14 protein-coding genes are annotated in these 16344 nt (G+C 33.7%); 5 read left to right on the top strand and 9 right to left on the bottom strand.

The features are described 5' to 3' along the window. Positions 1-16 precede the first annotated feature (16 nt). Complete coding sequence (locus tag ACFSC2_RS22465; protein ID WP_379813338.1) at positions 17-1054, top strand: proline iminopeptidase-family hydrolase; 1038 nt, start codon at positions 17-19, stop codon at positions 1052-1054. Positions 1055-1088: 34 nt separating this feature from the next. Continuing rightward, the gene (locus ACFSC2_RS22460) at positions 1089-1550 is read left to right on the top strand and encodes an energy transducer TonB (protein ID WP_379813337.1); all 462 of its coding nucleotides are present in this window, start codon (positions 1089-1091) and stop codon (positions 1548-1550) included. A gap of 112 nt (positions 1551-1662) precedes the next feature. Here ACFSC2_RS22460 and ACFSC2_RS22455 read toward each other — a convergent pair whose 3' ends face one another. The 8 genes from ACFSC2_RS22455 to ACFSC2_RS22420 all read right to left on the bottom strand — a co-directional run bounded on the left by ACFSC2_RS22455 (position 1663) and on the right by ACFSC2_RS22420 (position 8530). After that, positions 1663-2070 carry a hypothetical protein gene (locus ACFSC2_RS22455; protein WP_379813336.1) on the bottom strand — a complete coding sequence of 136 codons (408 nt, stop codon included), beginning with the start codon at positions 2068-2070 and terminating at the stop codon, positions 1663-1665. 94 nt (positions 2071-2164) lie between these two features. Further along, positions 2165-2719, bottom strand: coding sequence for a YceI family protein (locus ACFSC2_RS22450; protein ID WP_379813335.1), 555 nt, complete (start codon positions 2717-2719; stop codon positions 2165-2167). Positions 2720-2724: 5 nt separating this feature from the next. Beyond that, the gene (locus ACFSC2_RS22445; protein ID WP_379813334.1) at positions 2725-3120 is read right to left on the bottom strand and encodes a cytochrome c; all 396 of its coding nucleotides are present in this window, start codon (positions 3118-3120) and stop codon (positions 2725-2727) included. A gap of 26 nt (positions 3121-3146) precedes the next feature. Further along, positions 3147-3989, bottom strand: coding sequence for a DUF5777 family beta-barrel protein (locus ACFSC2_RS22440; RefSeq protein ID WP_379813333.1), 843 nt, complete (start codon positions 3987-3989; stop codon positions 3147-3149). Positions 3990-3992: 3 nt separating this feature from the next. Further along, positions 3993-4397, bottom strand: coding sequence for an OB-fold protein (locus tag ACFSC2_RS22435; RefSeq protein WP_379813332.1), 405 nt, complete (start codon positions 4395-4397; stop codon positions 3993-3995). A gap of 132 nt (positions 4398-4529) precedes the next feature. Continuing rightward, positions 4530-7037, bottom strand: a complete 2508-nt coding sequence (locus tag ACFSC2_RS22430) for a TonB-dependent receptor (protein WP_379813331.1) — start codon at positions 7035-7037, stop codon at positions 4530-4532. Positions 7038-7064: 27 nt separating this feature from the next. Then, positions 7065-7964 carry a FecR family protein gene (locus ACFSC2_RS22425; protein ID WP_379813330.1) on the bottom strand — a complete coding sequence of 300 codons (900 nt, stop codon included), beginning with the start codon at positions 7962-7964 and terminating at the stop codon, positions 7065-7067. A 50-nt stretch (positions 7965-8014) separates the two neighbouring features. Beyond that, positions 8015-8530 (bottom strand): RNA polymerase sigma factor, encoded by a 516-nt coding sequence (locus tag ACFSC2_RS22420; protein ID WP_379814303.1) that lies wholly within the window; start codon positions 8528-8530, stop codon positions 8015-8017. 197 nt (positions 8531-8727) lie between these two features. On the opposite strand from ACFSC2_RS22420, the gene ACFSC2_RS22415 reads away from it, so the two are divergent. Further along, positions 8728-9750, top strand: a complete 1023-nt coding sequence (locus ACFSC2_RS22415; RefSeq protein ID WP_379813329.1) for a hypothetical protein — start codon at positions 8728-8730, stop codon at positions 9748-9750. 96 nt (positions 9751-9846) lie between these two features. Here the strand turns inward: ACFSC2_RS22415 and ACFSC2_RS22410 are convergent, their stop codons facing one another. Continuing rightward, positions 9847-11310 (bottom strand): glycoside hydrolase family 125 protein, encoded by a 1464-nt coding sequence (locus tag ACFSC2_RS22410; RefSeq protein WP_379813328.1) that lies wholly within the window; start codon positions 11308-11310, stop codon positions 9847-9849. Between the two features lie 418 nt (positions 11311-11728). On the opposite strand from ACFSC2_RS22410, the gene ACFSC2_RS22405 reads away from it, so the two are divergent. Further along, entirely contained in the window at positions 11729-12739 is a 1011-nt protein-coding gene (locus ACFSC2_RS22405; RefSeq protein ID WP_379813327.1) for a LacI family DNA-binding transcriptional regulator, read from the top strand. Positions 12740-13001: 262 nt separating this feature from the next. After that, positions 13002-16337 (top strand): SusC/RagA family TonB-linked outer membrane protein, encoded by a 3336-nt coding sequence (locus tag ACFSC2_RS22400; protein WP_379813326.1) that lies wholly within the window; start codon positions 13002-13004, stop codon positions 16335-16337. The last annotated feature ends 7 nt before the right edge of the window (positions 16338-16344 follow it).

The raw sequence follows: 16344 nt of genomic DNA, 5'->3' as shown, positions 1-16344 counted from the left end.
AATAACCCAAACCCTTATGATTACTTATAAAAAAACTTTATTAGCGGCTTTTTGCATGCTCTTATTGACGGCATGTAAAGATGAAAACAGCACAGAAAACAAAAGCGAAGATCTGACGGCCTATTTAAAAGATACGACATCGGGAATAAAAACCGGAGGCGTACAGGTAGTTCAGATTAATACACCAAAAGGTAAATTTAATGTTTGGACGAAAAGAATCGGAAATAATCCAAAAATTAAATTACTGCTGTTAAACGGAGGACCGGGAGCTACGCACGAATATTTTGAGTGTATTGAAAGTTTTCTTCCTGCAGAAGGAATTGAATTTATTTACTACGACCAATTGGGATGCGGTAATTCGGATAATCCAAATGATCCTTCACTTTGGGACTTGCCGCGTTTTGTAGAAGAAGTAGAGCAGGTGCGTCAGGCATTAAAGCTGGATAAAGACAATTTCTATTTATTAGGACATTCTTGGGGCGGTATTTTAGCTTCGCAATACGCGCTTAAATATCAGCAGAATATGAAAGGACTTATCATTTCAAATATGATGATGAGCGCAATAGAATACGATAAATACGCAGACGAAGTGCTGGCAAAACAAATGGATCCGAAAGTTTTAGCCAAAATAAGAGAAATCGAAAAAAATAAAGATTTTGAAAATCCGCAGTATATGGAATTGCTTGTTCCTAATTTTTATTCGAAACATATTCTGCGTTTAGACGCCAGCAAATGGCCGGAACCAGTTAATAGATCTTTTGCTAAAATCAACCAATCATTGTATGTAACGATGCAGGGGCCAAGTGAGTTCGGACTTTCTGGTAAACTTGAAAAATGGGATATTACCAAAGAACTTCCAAAAATTACAGTTCCAACACTCTCAATTGGAGCAAAATACGACACGATGGATCCAGAACACATGAAATGGATTGCAACACAGGTTAGAAACGGAACATATTTGTATTGCGAAAACGGAAGTCATATGAGTATGTATGATGATCAGCAAACGTATATGACTGGTTTGATTAAATTTTTGAAGGAGACTTCAAAGTAACTGCATTTCAAATAAATTAACTGAAATATCGATAATGAGAATATTTTTTGCAGCCGTTAGTTCTTTATTATTTTTTAGCTGTCAGCATAACAACGCGCCTGTGTTGAAAAATACTGTTGCGAAACCTGTTCAAAAAACAATTAAAAAAGAAAAAAAACAGTTTGATGAGAATAAGGTTTATAAAAGCCATGAAGTGGAAATTAAACCTGATTATCCAGGTGGTATCGATAAGTTTTATGCTTTTTTAAAGAAAAATTATGTTCTTCCGAAAGAAGTGATTGAAAACGATATTCAGGGACAGCCGGTTTTTGCAAGTTTCATTATTGAAAAAGACGGAAGCTTGTCTGATATAGAAATTCTTCGGGATTTTGGTTTAGGGTCTGGAGAAGAGTTTGAACGTGTTTTAAAATTATGCCCAAACTGGATTCCAGGAAAAATAGACGGAACACCAGTAAAATGTTTATACACAGTACCGTATTATATTTCTGTAGATTAAATCATCAATTTTTATCATAACAAAACAATTTATTTTTACGAAATTAATTTGACGGATAAAACTAAAAGAGCTGTTGGAAAACAGCTCTTTGTTTTGTAATGTATTTTATTTTTTAAAAGAAAGATTTATAGACTGGATTAAAATGCTTAAAAATCTTTTTTGGAGTCGTAATTACTTCCTGCTGAATTTGATGAAACCATTCTACCTCTTTAAAAACTTCGGCACAGCATTCTTGTTTGGAGTTGAAAAAACTGCTTTTAAGATTGATTTTTTCGTTTATGTGGCAGTATTTCAATTCTATAGAAAAAGGCTCTGTAAACATAAGATTTTTATAACAGACCAATTCATTATTTCCTTCCTGAAAACCAAGATGAAGCGCATGAAGTTTTTCTTTTGAGAATCCGTTGTAAAATAAAAAATGATATAATAATCGAAGTGTGTAGGAGCTGTACGCTGTTCTTTCCATTTCCATATTATCGTTTACATCTTCACCAGAAACATTATAATTTTTGCAGATCATTTCAATTTTGGTTTAGGTTAGAAAAAAGGAGACCGGCTAAGTATGAAAAACCGCTCTCAAAATAATTCTCAGCTGAGATTTAGATCAAAAACAGTTATTTTGAAAGTGAAAAACTGTAATCGATTTTTACTTTATCAGCAATTTTTTTTCTGACTAAACTCGGTATTTCAATACCGTAATCTTCTGGTTTAGCTTCAAATGAACCTGTCGCATTTACACCGTTGGCAGTTTTAGAAATTTTAACGGTAACCGTAACAGGTTTTGTTTTACCGTGAATAGTAAGATCTCCTTTCAGCGTAAAATTTTTAGGTGTATTTGAAATTTTAGAAATATCAAAATCATCAATTTTACCTTTTAAAGTCGCTTTTGAAAATTTTTCAGATTCCATATAATTTTCATTAAAATGTTCTTCCATTAAAGCTACTTTAAAACGAAAACCTTTAATGAGAACCAATGCAGCAAAATCGCCCGTTGATTGTTCTAAAACAGCTGATACACTTTTGTTTTCTGCTGCAACTTCTTCGTAAGACGGCATAGAAGCCTGAAATTTAATGGTTCCCGTTTTAGTTATCAGTTTTTGTGCAGATCCATTGGTATTAAAAGCAATTGTCAGCAGTAATATCCAATAGGTAAGAAATGATTTTTTCATAGCTTTTAATTTTCTTTAAGTCCGTCTGTATTCCATTTTACAATCAAGTCAATGTTTGCCTGAGCCATTCTTCCAGCCTGAGGCATAATACCTTGCTGACCAGTTTGAAGTTGAATTCTGTTCAAAAGACCAGCACTTTCTACTGCTGCTTTAACTTCGGCATAAGTAGTTAGAGGTCTAAAACCAGCCGATCTTCCGCTTTGGTGGCACCCAATACAATTGGCATCAATAATCGATTTTACATTTTTAGTATACGTTATCGCCGCTGTCGGCTCAGTAGGATTTCCCGTTCCCGGATCAGTTCCTGTGTCGATTGGAGTTTCAATATCCTGATAAGTGTCAGAATCGCTGCAGCTTGCAAATACAGCTAGTAAAATGGTAAGTGCTAATACTTTTTTCATCGTTTGTTTTTTTTATGGTTTTTGAATTAGAATACTCTGTATAAATTGAATCCGAAGAAGAAATCTCCTTTGCCCCAGTCTCCCGATGCATTGGTTACGTACCCGCTCTCATTCATCGCTTGTGAGTTGGTAAATAGTAGCTGAAAAACGTGTCCGCCTGTTTCTACGTCAAGACCAACAGAAAGTGGGTTTTTGTAAAAATCTGGTTTATTAAAATTGTGCATATACTCTAAATTGACAGATAATCTTTTGGTAATTTTATAACGACCGCCGCCGCCAAAAGAAAATTGATTATCTCTTTCGATATCAGGATTATAAAGGTTTTTGTGGATGAAAGACGGCACTAACTCAAATGAAAGTTTTTCACTAAATTTTCGAGATACTAATAATTGTTGAATGTACGTCGTGCGGTGTTTAAACTCTAAACCAGGATATTGGTCTTTTTCTAAAAAAGTATTAATATCCGCCACACTGTAACCCACGATATCTACTGGAAAATCATCGCTTTGTCGCAGCATTCGATACTTTAAGCCTGTTTCATACATTTTGTTTAGCGTATGTCTGGAAAGACTCACAGACAACCAATCGGTAATACCATAAATACCGCCTAGTTTTGTTGTGGCATTATCCAAACCAAAAAAACTGTCAAGACCATCTTTTACAGTACCAAAACGGTGTGAAACCACAAAATAGAATTCTTTTTTGGCAGGCATTTTTGTTGATTGCAGCGTCACGATTTGTAAAGCTTTAAATGCAATTGCAGGATGATTTCCTTCTACCTGAGTAGAATCAAGGCTGTTGAGTAAATCATCTTGAGAATAGGCCATAGTAGCCAGAAATAAACAGATTGGGACTAAAAATTTCTTCATAAATTAATTGTTTGGTTTAATAATGGTGCATTGGTCTAGTTTTATTTCCTGAAACAGTTCGTCATAACCAATACATTTTCCTTTAATGACTGCTTTTGTGTTTAAGAGATTGTTATTTAGTTTTTGATTGAAAAGGCAGAAAACAGCACTTTGAAGTATCATAACAGAATCCGTTTCTTTGGTCACTAATCCTGTTATTTCGATAGTTTTGTTTAGATAGTGTAAATCTGCTTTTTGAGGATCGGAGTTATAATCCTCAATTAATTTTGAAGCAGGAATACTAGTTTCTGGTTTTTCGGTTTCAATGTTTCGGGCTTCTTTAAAGAGATAGCCATAATAAAAATAAATACCTCCAGAAACCATTATAAGCAAGGCGGCGATTATTAGTGCTGTTTTTTTTCTTTTCATTTTTAATTTTTTGAAAGTGTTTAAAACTAAAACAGCATTGATGCAGATTACCCTACCAAAGAATTATAAATTTTTGAAAAAAAATGTAAGAATGAAGCGTGAAGATTTTATAGAAAGTTTACATTCAGTAGATTAGAATGAAACTCTGAAACTCAAATTTGGAGTTCTTTGTAATGAAAAAGTTTCAACTTCTTCAATCGAATTGGTCAGCGAAGCGATTCTATAATACTCGCTGATTTCGTTTTTTCTGTTTAAAATGTTCAGGATAGAAATTCCAATTTTGTATTGAATTCCATTGTCGCTTTCCCATTTATAAGTGGTAGAAAGATTAACCTGCGAAAAAACATGAAGATTAGTATTATTAGGTTTGTTATAAACCAAAATAGGATCAGAAAGATCAATTTGAGAAATATCTGGAGACGTTTTTGGTCTGCCAGAAGACCATTTTGTTCCTAAAGCAATTTTGAAATTATTTTTCTCATACATTACTGCCCACGAAAGGGTATGAGCCAATTTAAAATTGTTTGGAAAAGTGCTGAATTCGTAATCAGGAAAATGATAATTATTGTTGTTATACGTATAACTGAACCAAGTCAGGAAATTGTTGAATTTTTTCTGAATCAGAAATTCTGTTCCAAAAACTTCATAAGCGCCTGTAGTACGCACAAACTCTAACTGATTTTGAAAACCCTGACTAGAAGTCGTAATTCCGTTTACTTTTTTATAAAAATTTTCCAGATCGATAAGCCAGTCATTTTTTTTGTATAAAAGGCTTAAAGAAATCTGTCTGCTTCGTTGAATAGGGATTGTAGTATTGTCAGCAACAATCCAGCGTCTTTTTTCGATTCCGAAATAATCCTTTTGCAAATCAATAATCTGCTGGGCATTCTGACTTTTTAATTCGCCTAAAAGTTCTAAATTTAAGTTTTTGTTTATGCCGTAATTAAACTGCAGACGCGGTTCGATAATCGTTTTTTTGAATTTTTCGATATAATTAATTCGCGTACCAGCCTTAAAATACAATCTGTTAAGAGTGTCATTATATTTTCCTTCAACAATAAAAGCATGTGTTCTCAAAACCTCTTTAGCTTTTCTATAAAAATCAGGATTGCTTACGCGTTCAAGATTAGTAACACCAATTTCATTAAACTGATAACCATTGTTTAAGCTGAATTTTGAGTTTAAAATATGCTGATTTTCTAAGTTAATTCCGTTATTGTTAACCGTATTTTCTTGAACAGCAACCTGATCGGTAATACTTATTTTTTGATTTCCTAAAAGCTCGTAAGCAGAATTGTAAATATTGATTTTTGTCGTATTAAAAGAATTCCAATTTCTTTTCCATGATAAATTACCGCCATAATTCTGCTGTCTTAAAACACTGTTTTCGGACTTGTTGATATTGTAAACAGTGGCACTTTGAAAAACTTCGAGATTATCCTGAATGGTTATTAAATCCAGAACAATTTGATCTTTGTTTCCTATTTTCTGTGCGTATTTAAAAGTTGCATCATAAAAACCGAATTTTTTATCACTTTGATAGTCAATATCTTGAGCCTGCGAAAAATCGGTTATGGTGGTGTTTTGGAATACTTTATTAAAATATTCTTTGTACGTTGGAGTTTCTAAAAAATCAGTAATAGATTTGCGTGCCGAAAACTCGATATAACTCTTTTTTGAAAGATTATATTTAGCATAAATATCAGCATTGATCATATTGATTCCGGCGCTGAAACTATTTTTCTCAACAGTTTCTGGAGTTGAAGAAATATCAACCACACTCGATACGCTTTCACCAAAAAAAGCAGAACTTCCATTTTTATAAATAGAAATTGTGTGCGCCAGATTGGGGTTAAATACTGATATTAAACCAAAAAAATGTCCCGTTTGAAACATTCGTATTCCATTCCATAAAAACAAATTCTGATCGTGCGTACCGCCGCGGACATTAATGCTGGCTACACTTTCGTCAATACTATTTACACCCGGAATCTGCTGCATGGTCTGCAAAGCATCGGGTTCGATAAGTCCTGGCAGAATACCAAATTTTTTAGGTTTAATTTCAAATGCGCCGTCTGCATTTTTAGAAATCCCCGAAGCCAGAATAGCATTCGCTTTAATTTCTTTTAGTTCCGTAACTTCTGGTTCAAGAAATATTTGAATACAGTTTTTAGAATCTTGGTTTCCGATTGTAATTTTTTTAGAAGAAAATCCAATATGACTTACTAAAAGAGTGTTTTTGTCTCTTTTTGAAAATTCAAAATAACCATTTGAATCTGTTGTAATATGAATTTTTCCGGATAAATTTATATTAGCATCTTCAATCGGTCTTTTATCCGAGGCAGAAAAAACATAACCGCAGATTGTCTGGGTTTCGTTTTCGCTTTTAAAAATGTTAATGAATTTGTTGTCTATATTTTCAAAAGATAAATGAGTGACGCTGCTTAGATATTGCAGTTTCTGTTCTAATGAAAGTGCTTTTTTTGGCGGATTTAAACGAAGTCCGACAATGTTCTCTTCGAGATAATTAAAACTAACCTGATGCTGTTTTTCAATATCAGAAATGATTTGGCTGAAAGGCACAGCTTTTCCTTTGTCCTGAGCAAAAATATTCAGGACATAGAAAAAAATACAAAACAAAAAATGATATTGTTTGGGGAGCAGCATCTATTTTTCGCCAATAATTATTTTGTTTTTTGAGACTTTTTGAACTTCTAAATGATATGTTGTACTAATAATCTGCAAAGCGGTATCGAGATTTTCAGCAGGTAATTTTCCTGTAAACAAGGCAGTTGTGTCTTTTACGTTTAATTCTATACTAATGTTATACTGTCTTTCCACTTCATCGAGTATCGTTCGGATATTTTCTTTATAAAATGATATTTGGCTGTTGATCCATTCCGGTTTTGATGAATCGGTATTCATTTCAATCTGATTTCCATTTTCAAAACTTACACCTTGTCCGTGAGTTAAGAGAATTTGTTTGTCTTGATAATTTACTTTTACACGGCCTTCATAACACACAATGTCAAACCTGTTTTTTCTCGTTTTTACATTAAACTGAGTTCCTAAAACGGTTACTTTCCCTAATCTCGTTTCAACTTCAAAACGTTTTCCTTTGGCCACTTTAAAATAGGCTTCGCCTTTTAGCTCCAGATGTCTGTTGTGGCCCCAATTCCATTTTTTATAATGTATTTCAGAACCAGAATTCAAAACCACTTCAGAATTATCAGGAAGTGAGAAGGTGGTTTTTTCTCCAAAATCAGCTGTTTGTGTCTGAGGCATAAGCATTTTAAAAACAAACATCACTCCAAGCGCCAGTACAAAAATTGCAGCAGCACGGAAAAACCATGTTTTGTATAGCGGAATCACTTTTGGCGTTTCCTTTTTCTGTTTTAAAATATTGGCCAACAATGCGTTTTCGTCCAGATCATCTAATGTTAAATGTGCTGTATAATTTTTAATTTTTTGATATTTTTCGAAATCGGGACTTGCTTGAAAAGCTGCCAATTCTTCCTCTGATAAATCATCGTTAAGCCATTTAGCCAATAAGTGATTTTTTTTCATTGTACTGGTATTATGTTGTTAAAACAGTTTGAATTAATTTTACCCTACTTTTATAGATCAATTTCTTTGCGTAAGCTTAATAAAGCCAAATGAATGCGTTTTTCTACCGCTTTTACGCTTATGTTTAACTCCTGCGCAATTTCGCTGTATTTCTTTCCGTCAATTCGATGCATTAAAAAGGCGACGCGCTGCTTTTCGTTCAGGTTTTCTATCGCTTTTAAAAGTTTAGCCTGAAATTGTTTTTCCTCAAGAATATATTCGGGAGTTTGATTGGTTTTATCTAAGCCAGAAAAGTCTTTTTCGTATTTTAAAACGACCTTTTGATGCGCAATTTCATTAAGACTGCTGTTGTTTGCAATCGTGTAAACGTATGATTTTGCTTTTTCAAGCGGTACAGATGCGCAGTTCTGCCAAAGTTTTAAGAAAGCTTCGTGCGCGGCATCTTCGGCCTTTTCCAGATTACCAAATTTGTAAAAGAGGAAATTGCGCAGTGCTTTTACATTGCTTTTAAAAAACGATGAAAAAATTATTTCGTCACAAGTATTTGATTCGGGGTTATTTGGCATGTAGGTTTTACGATTAGTAAGCTGCAAAAGTATTTGTTTTTAGTTTAAGTAGGGTAAATGCAGCACTGATTGTTTTATAGAAGTCTAAAATGTTGTTCTAATAAGTAATTTAGAAAAAAATGAAACCGAATCCCTTGATGCCGAATTTATTAAAAAGCAGTTTCTTGAAATTTTATTACATTTGCAAAAATCTAAATATGTTGTCGTTAAGAAAATATTTGTTAATAGTGCCTTTCCTTTTTTTGTCGTGTCAAAGCGAAAGTGAGGAGCAGAATTCTAACAATCAGGGTACCTTAACAAAAGTTTCGCCGCTGGCTTCATATTGGCAGCGAGTTGCTATGGTGCCGACTGTGCAGGATAATGTTATTGACGGATCTAGTTACTGTACGATTAAATTTCCGTATACAGTTACAGTAAATAATGCACAGATTGCGATAAATTCTGCTGCTGATTATCAAAAAGTAATTGATAATATTAACGCCAATAATACCGACGATGATATTGTAAAAATTGATTTTCCGGTTACAATGGTGTATTACAATTATATTGAAAAATTGATTCCAAATCAGGCTGATTTTGATACTTTAATTGATTATTGGAATCTTTATCCAGACCTTTTATCTAAAATCAACGGATTAAATATTCAATATCCCATAACAATTACTACTTATAATAGTTTAAATCAAATCGCAGGTTCTGAGTCTATTGCAAGCGATCAGGCTTTTTTTAATTTTATTAAAAACCTAAAAGACAGCGATTATATTTCATTAAAATATCCTATTTCGGTATTAGATTATAATTCGCAGTCAAAATCTTTAAACAATAATCTTGATTTTGAAAATGCTATTAAATATGCTATCGATTATTGTCCAGAAAACAATACTACTTCGCTAGATTTTGCTTCAATACTAACCAACGGATCGTGGAAAATACCTTATTTCTTTGACGATTCTGATAAAACATCTTCTTACAGCGGTTATTCATTTGTTTTTAAAAATGATAAATCAGTTACTGCAACCAAAGCAGGAGTTTCTGAAACCGGACAATGGGAATGTTCTGTGGTGTATGGTGTTAAAGAATTTAAACTAAATTTTAGCTCAGCATCACTTAATAAACTGAATAATAACAGCTGGAGATTATTTGAGTTTAATAATTCTCAAGTCCGTTTGCGAAATGTTGTCGGTAACAATACGGATTACCTTTATTTTGAAAAGCAGTAATCAGTTTGTGCAAATAAAACTGATTTATGTAGAGTTTAAGTAATCTACACAAATCAGCCCATTCTTGTTGTTCCATCTACGTCAGAATATTATTTTTTAATTACCTATTTCTTTTAAAATATGAGGGTATTTGATTGAAGTGTGCAAAATCATTTCACCAAATAACGTATTTGCCCACGCAAACCATTTACGGGTAAATTTGGCCACATCATCTTTATGAAACGATTCATGCATAAAACCAGTATCCGCGTTGGTTTTAATTAAATTGCTAATGCACGCTTTTATTTCTTTTTCGTCAATACTTGTAATCGCTCTTAAAACAATACTCATAGGCCAAATGGTATCTACACCTGTATGCGGGCCGCCAATTCCTTCGCCGGCCGTACCTTTATAAAAAAATGGATTGTTTTCTGATAAAACCACTTTACGAGTATTTAAATAAAGAGGATCATCCGCTGCAATAGCACCTAAATAAGGAAGTGAAAGGAGCGAAGGAACATTGGCATCATCCATCATATGAAAACTTCCATATCCGTTAACTTCAAAAGCAATTATTTTTCCAAATTTCGGATGCTCTATAATTCCGTTTTCATTTAAACCTTTTTGTACCTGTAGCTGTAATTCTTTTGCTTCGGCTGCTAAAGCATCATCTTTTAAAGCTTTGCTGGAGAATATCTCAACCATATAACCTAATATTTCGATTGCAAACATATTGCTCGGAATAAGATAGCCAAACAAAGTCGAATCGTCGCTAGGTCTAAAAGTAGAAACAATAAGGCCGCAAGGTTTTACCGGATAACCATAACCGCTGAGTGGCACTCCGTCTGTTGCCCATGCAGTCTCACGCATAAAGCTGTAAGGACCGCCTTTTCCATCCATTCGCTGTTGTTCTTTAAAAGTCTTTAGAATCAGCTTCATGGCTTCTTTCCATTGATTGTCAAACATACTTACATCGCCGGTTTCTTTCCAATATCCGTGAGCTAATCGAACGGGATAACATAAACTGTCGATTTCCCATTTTCTCTCATGGATTCCTGGTTTCATTGCAGTTATGTCATTTTTCCACTCGCTTTCTTTAGTAAAATCTTTATAAAATGCATTTGCATAAGGATCCAGCAATATACATTTTGTCTGGCGGTTGATTACACCTTTAATCAATTCAGCCAGTTTTGGATCTTTTTTTACAAGAGAGATATAAGGCCAGATCTGCGCTGTACTGTCACGAAGCCACATTGCATCTATGTCGCCTGTAATTACATACGTATCTGGTTTTCCGTCTATAATTTCAAATTCTACAGTAGTATCAAGTGTATTCGGAAAACAGTTTTCAAAAAGCCATGCTAATTCAGGATTTGAAATCTGTTTTTTTACTTTCAAAATAGTGTCCTCCACAGCTTTACTACTAAATTTTCTTTCCTTAAGCGGAGGTCTTTTTGTGATGAAATCTTTTAATGGAAATTCAAAAATATTAGAATTAAACCCAAAAGCATCACTTTGAACGGCTAATAATCCGGCAGAAAAAATACCGGCATTTTTTAAAAAATTTCGACGAGTCACCATGTTTTTTGTCTAAAAGTTGGAATTAATACTACTAAAAGGTACAACATCATAAATAAACGATTTTTTTTAATTTTTTTAATCAAATTTAGACGAATGACAATTATCAAACTTCGAACAACATTTTATGTCTGTTTAAGGTAAAACTTTGGATCAAAATGAGATTGTTTTTTGTAGGTTTTTAAAAATAGTAATGAGCACTAAAAAATGTTAATTTATACTTTTTTTAGGAAAATTTTTCTTCCTTCTAAAATGAATTAATATCAGTAATAATGCGGTTTAAAGATTAAATATTAAATTTTGAAGTTAAAAATAAACTTTTTTTGTATAAAAAAATAGTGTAAATCATTTTTGTAAATCGATTTAATATATATATTTGTTTAACAAGATTTGCTGAATTTTAATATAAAATTAACAATTTGTGAAGAAGATAACTATTAAAGATATCGCTAAAGCCGCAGATGTATCTGTTACTACCGTTTCGTTTGTTCTGAATCAAAAAGGAGAGCAAAAAGGAATCAGCAGAGAAGTAATAGAAAAAGTTATTAAAGTCAGTGAAGAAATGAAGTTTAAGCCTAATATGATCGCCAGTAGTCTGCGTACTGGAAAAACAAGATCTATAGGGCTGATTGTTGAAGATATTTCAAATCCTTTTTTCTCTGATTTAGCGAGAGTTATAGAAAGAGAGGCTGCAGATTTAAATTACCGGGTTTTTTACTGCAGTACCGAAGGAGATGACAAACGTGCTCAGGATCTTGTTCATAGTTTGCTGCAAGCCAAAGTAGATGGTTTTATCGTAACTCCTACAGAGAAAATGAGAGAAGTGATAGATCATTTAGTACAACTAAAATGTCCTGTTGTTCTGGCGGATAGTTATTTTGAAAATCAAGAAGTTAGTCACGTTGTTCTTGACAATTATGAAGGTGCTTACACCGCCGTAGAATACTTATTACAAAATGGTTTTACAAAAATTGCTTTTGTTACCAATTATTCGCAGTTGATTCAGATGAGTTTAAGAAAGCAAGGATATGTTGAGGCATTACAAGAAGCTGGTTTTTATGACGAATCTAGAATTCTTGATATGGATTATTATATAAGTGAAGACAATCGTATTGAGATAATTTCTAAATTTTTAGGAGAAAAGGCCGAAATCGATGCGGTTCTTTTTGGAGCAAACTATTTACTGCTTGCCGGTCTGCAGTCGTTTAGGAATTTAGGTCTTAGAATTCCGATAGACAAAGCTGTAATTAGTTTTGACGACCATGATAGTTTTAGGCTTCATTCACCGCCGATAACTGTTTTGGCACAGCCAATTGAAGAAATTGGAAAAATGACGGTTCAATTATTAATGGGACAAATGATCACTGTCAGTGATTTTAAGGCAGTCAAGGAAAAGAAGAGAGGACGCCTTATTATTAGAGAATCTGTTTAAATAAAATTTTTTTAATGCACTTGCTAAATCGATTTACTAAATCGATTTACAGGACTCTATATGCCAATTTTTAAATTATTAATCACCAATAAAAACAAACTGCTTATGAAAAAAAATTAAAGTATTTGAGAAACCGCAACAATAGATTACAGTTTCTAAATGGAGGAAAAGTAATTTGAAATTGCAGACTTATTCTTCTGTGGGAGCAGAAGAATTCTAAAGTTAATAACCATACAACCAATTCCAATCAAACCAAATTAATATGAAAAAACTGTTATACGAAGTATTGTTAGTTTTTCTAGCGGTACTGTGTTTTCAAGAAACACATGCTCAAAATAATGCTATTTCTGGTGTTATTACAGATAATGCAAATATTCCTGTGCCTTACGTCAATGTCAAAGAAAAAGGGACCAAACAAGAAGTTACTACAGATGAAAATGGTGTTTTTAAAATTTCAGTAAAACCTGGAGCGGTATTAATTATAAGTTCCATTGGATTTAAAACCAAAGAAGTAAAAGCTGTAGATGGAATCGAGATAAAACTAGGAACTGATACCAATGAGCTTGAAGGACTTACGGTTACAGCATTAGGACAATCAAAAAAGAATAAATCTATTGGTTATGCTACGAGTGTAATAAAATCGGATGCTATTACCAAAACAGCGTCACCTACAATTGCCAATTCTTTATATGGTAAAGCGCCTGGTGTACGTATTTCTTCGACTCCAGGAGGGGCGGGAGCAATCAATATTCAAATTCGTGGAATAAATTCTATTACAGGTAGAAACCAACCGCTTATTATTTTGGATGGTGTGCCTATTCGTGATAATGAGATTAAAAACAACGATTATTGGAATGCACCTCGTGTAAAAAGCAACGGACTAGCGGATATTAACCCTGAAGATATTGAAAATATTTCGATCTTAAAAGGAGCTTCTGCTGCAGCATTATATGGTTCTGAGGCTGTAAATGGAGTTGTATTGATTACTTCTAAATCGGGTAAAGGAAAAAAAGGATTAGGTGTTGATTTCAGTACGAGTTATTCAGGAAATCAACTTGCCTTTATGCCTAGATTTCAATATGAAAGAGGTCCAGGCTGGACAAATGCGAATTATTCTACAGGATATTTAGCTCCAGATGGTTTTGCACGTTATGATACAAACGGAGATGGAGTACCAGATACCAGAGGAGTTTCTGCAAGTACAAACAATTTTGGACCTTGGTTCGATGGACAGCCGGTTATGTCTTGGGACGGAGTAGTGCGCCCGTATTCTGCTCAGAGAGATGGATATAAAAACTTATTCCAAAATGCTTGGGATGCTACAACAAACGTTGCTCTTACGCATAATACTGATAACAGCAATACTCGTTTTTCGTACACACATATTGAATCAGAAGGATTAAGTATGGGGAACAATAACAAAAAGAATACTTTCAATGTAAATACATCATTTAAAACGGGTAAATTAAAAACAGATGTTATTGTAAGTTATATGAACCAGAAAGTGCACAATCGAAGCTTAGCGATGGATCGTCTGGTGAATAACTTTACAGGAATGCTTAGTCCATTTGATAATGGAGACTGGTACAAATTAAAATATAAAACTAGTTTAGGATATAAATACGTTTCTGGTCTGCAGACCCAAAGTTTAACTCCAAGTGAAAACATTATCCGTAATGGTTTCAAAGCAGATATTGGTGATTATTTTTGGAACACAAATGCGAAACAACAAGATGAGATTACAAACCGTTTGATTGCAAGTGTTACCGAAACGCTTTCTATTACTAACGATTTAGCATTGCGTGGTCGTATTTCTACAGATTTAACTTCTGTTAATATCGAAAATAGAAATCCTGTAGAAATTCCTTTGCTTTATCAATTTGGAGGAGACGGAGATGTTTCGGGATCTTTTATGATGGAGTCTAATGATTATAATATTTTGTATGGCGATTTATTATTGACGTACAATAAAAAAATAAGTGAGGCTTTTGGCGTTAACGCTGTTCTTGGTTATTCAGGCACACAAGAAACTGGTAAAACTTTGACACGTTCTACAAATCGTGGTCTAAGTGTTGAAGGATGGTATGATATGAATTCGTCTATCGGTATTGCTACAAGTACTTCTACTAGATATAAAATGATTAAAGATGCTGTTTTTGGAACTTTAAGTGCAAGCTATAAAAACTATTTATTCATTGAAGGAACTATTAGAAGAGACCGTACTTCGACAATGAATCCAAATAACAATGCCTTTACTTATCCGTCTGTAAATTCAAGTTTTGTGTTATCTGATGCTGTTAAACTGCCTGAGTTTATTAGTTATGCAAAAATGCGCGGTTCATGGGGTATTGTGGGTAATTATCCAGATCGTTACAGAGCTAACGTTGCATTTGTTCAAACTACTTTAGGAAATCAGGGAACAACGAATCCAGTTTTAATTACAAATTCTCAAGATCAATATGGAAATGAAGGAATAAAACCTGAAATGAAAAATGAGTACGAGCTTGGTTTTGAAACTAAATTCTTTAATAGAAGATTAGGATTGGATTTTTCGTATTATAATGCTAAAGTCAAAGATCAGATTCTTGATTTAACCCTTGCGCCAACTACTGGGGCTAGTAAAATATTAGCGAATGTTGGTGAGTTGAGTAATAAAGGATTTGAAGTTGCTTTGACAGGTTCTCCTTTTAGAACAGAAACATTTTCATGGGATGTGACTTTAAACTGGGCTAAAAACGAAAACAAAGTTTTAAAGTTAGCGAATGGAGCTACTGAATTATTACATCAAGATTATGACGGATCTGCAGCGCAATTGAAATCAGTTGTAGGTCAGCCGATGGGAGGAATTTATGCGCATCCTGTTAAAACAGATGCGAATGGCAATAAAATGGTAGATTCTGATGGATACTATATGATTGATGGAGATAAATGGGAAAAATACGGAACAGCTACACCAAAAGGCGTGGGAGGTTTAATAAACTCATTTACTTATAAAAGCGTAACATTAGACGTCAATTTGGATTATTCTTATGGAGGTTATTTGATGCCTACTGGGGTTAGCTGGATGACATCAAGAGGACTAACAGAAGAGTCACTAAATTATAGTACAAATGAGCGTGGCGGTTTAACCTATTATATGGATGGCGGTAAAGGAGTTCAGGTTCCTAACAGCGCAACAACAGGACCTGGAGGTCAGACATTGTATCGTGATGGTATGCTTATGCAAGGTATGGCACCTGATGGTACACCAAATACAAACGTGATCTCTCAGGCAGGATATTATAATATGACATACAACTGGGGTGGTCCACAATACAGCAGCTCACGTTATGAATTGTACATTCAAAAAAATGACTATGTAAAATTGAGAGAGGTTTCTCTTGCATTTAATGTACCAGCTTCATACGCCAGTAAAATTGGTGCGACTAAATTAACTTTTTCTGTTTTTGGACGTAATTTACTTTATCTCTACAGAACAATTAAAGATATGGATTCTGAAGCAACTACATCAGGATCAAGATGGTCTGAAAACGTAAACAATGCAGGACTAGCGCCATCAACCAGAAGTTATGGTGTAATGCTGAGAGCATCTTTCTAATTTGATA

It is taken from the genome of Flavobacterium artemisiae (genome assembly GCF_042678225.1).
Taxonomy (GTDB): Bacteria; Bacteroidota; Bacteroidia; order Flavobacteriales; family Flavobacteriaceae; genus Flavobacterium; species Flavobacterium artemisiae.
This window is presented reverse-complemented; position numbering and strand designations above follow the sequence as displayed.

Coding starts and splice junctions, on each gene's coding strand:
- ACFSC2_RS22465 (WP_379813338.1), top strand. CDS start 17: ATGATTACTTATAAAAAAACTTTATTAGCGGCTTTTTGCATGCTCTTA.
- ACFSC2_RS22460 (WP_379813337.1), top strand. CDS start 1,089: ATGAGAATATTTTTTGCAGCCGTTAGTTCTTTATTATTTTTTAGCTGT.
- ACFSC2_RS22455 (WP_379813336.1), bottom strand. CDS start 2,070: ATGATCTGCAAAAATTATAATGTTTCTGGTGAAGATGTAAACGATAAT.
- ACFSC2_RS22450 (WP_379813335.1), bottom strand. CDS start 2,719: ATGAAAAAATCATTTCTTACCTATTGGATATTACTGCTGACAATTGCT.
- ACFSC2_RS22445 (WP_379813334.1), bottom strand. CDS start 3,120: ATGAAAAAAGTATTAGCACTTACCATTTTACTAGCTGTATTTGCAAGC.
- ACFSC2_RS22440 (WP_379813333.1), bottom strand. CDS start 3,989: ATGAAGAAATTTTTAGTCCCAATCTGTTTATTTCTGGCTACTATGGCC.
- ACFSC2_RS22435 (WP_379813332.1), bottom strand. CDS start 4,397: ATGAAAAGAAAAAAAACAGCACTAATAATCGCCGCCTTGCTTATAATG.
- ACFSC2_RS22425 (WP_379813330.1), bottom strand. CDS start 7,964: ATGAAAAAAAATCACTTATTGGCTAAATGGCTTAACGATGATTTATCA.
- ACFSC2_RS22420 (WP_379814303.1), bottom strand. CDS start 8,530: ATGCCAAATAACCCCGAATCAAATACTTGTGACGAAATAATTTTTTCA.
- ACFSC2_RS22415 (WP_379813329.1), top strand. CDS start 8,728: ATGTTGTCGTTAAGAAAATATTTGTTAATAGTGCCTTTCCTTTTTTTG.
- ACFSC2_RS22410 (WP_379813328.1), bottom strand. CDS start 11,310: ATGGTGACTCGTCGAAATTTTTTAAAAAATGCCGGTATTTTTTCTGCC.
- ACFSC2_RS22400 (WP_379813326.1), top strand. CDS start 13,002: ATGAAAAAACTGTTATACGAAGTATTGTTAGTTTTTCTAGCGGTACTG.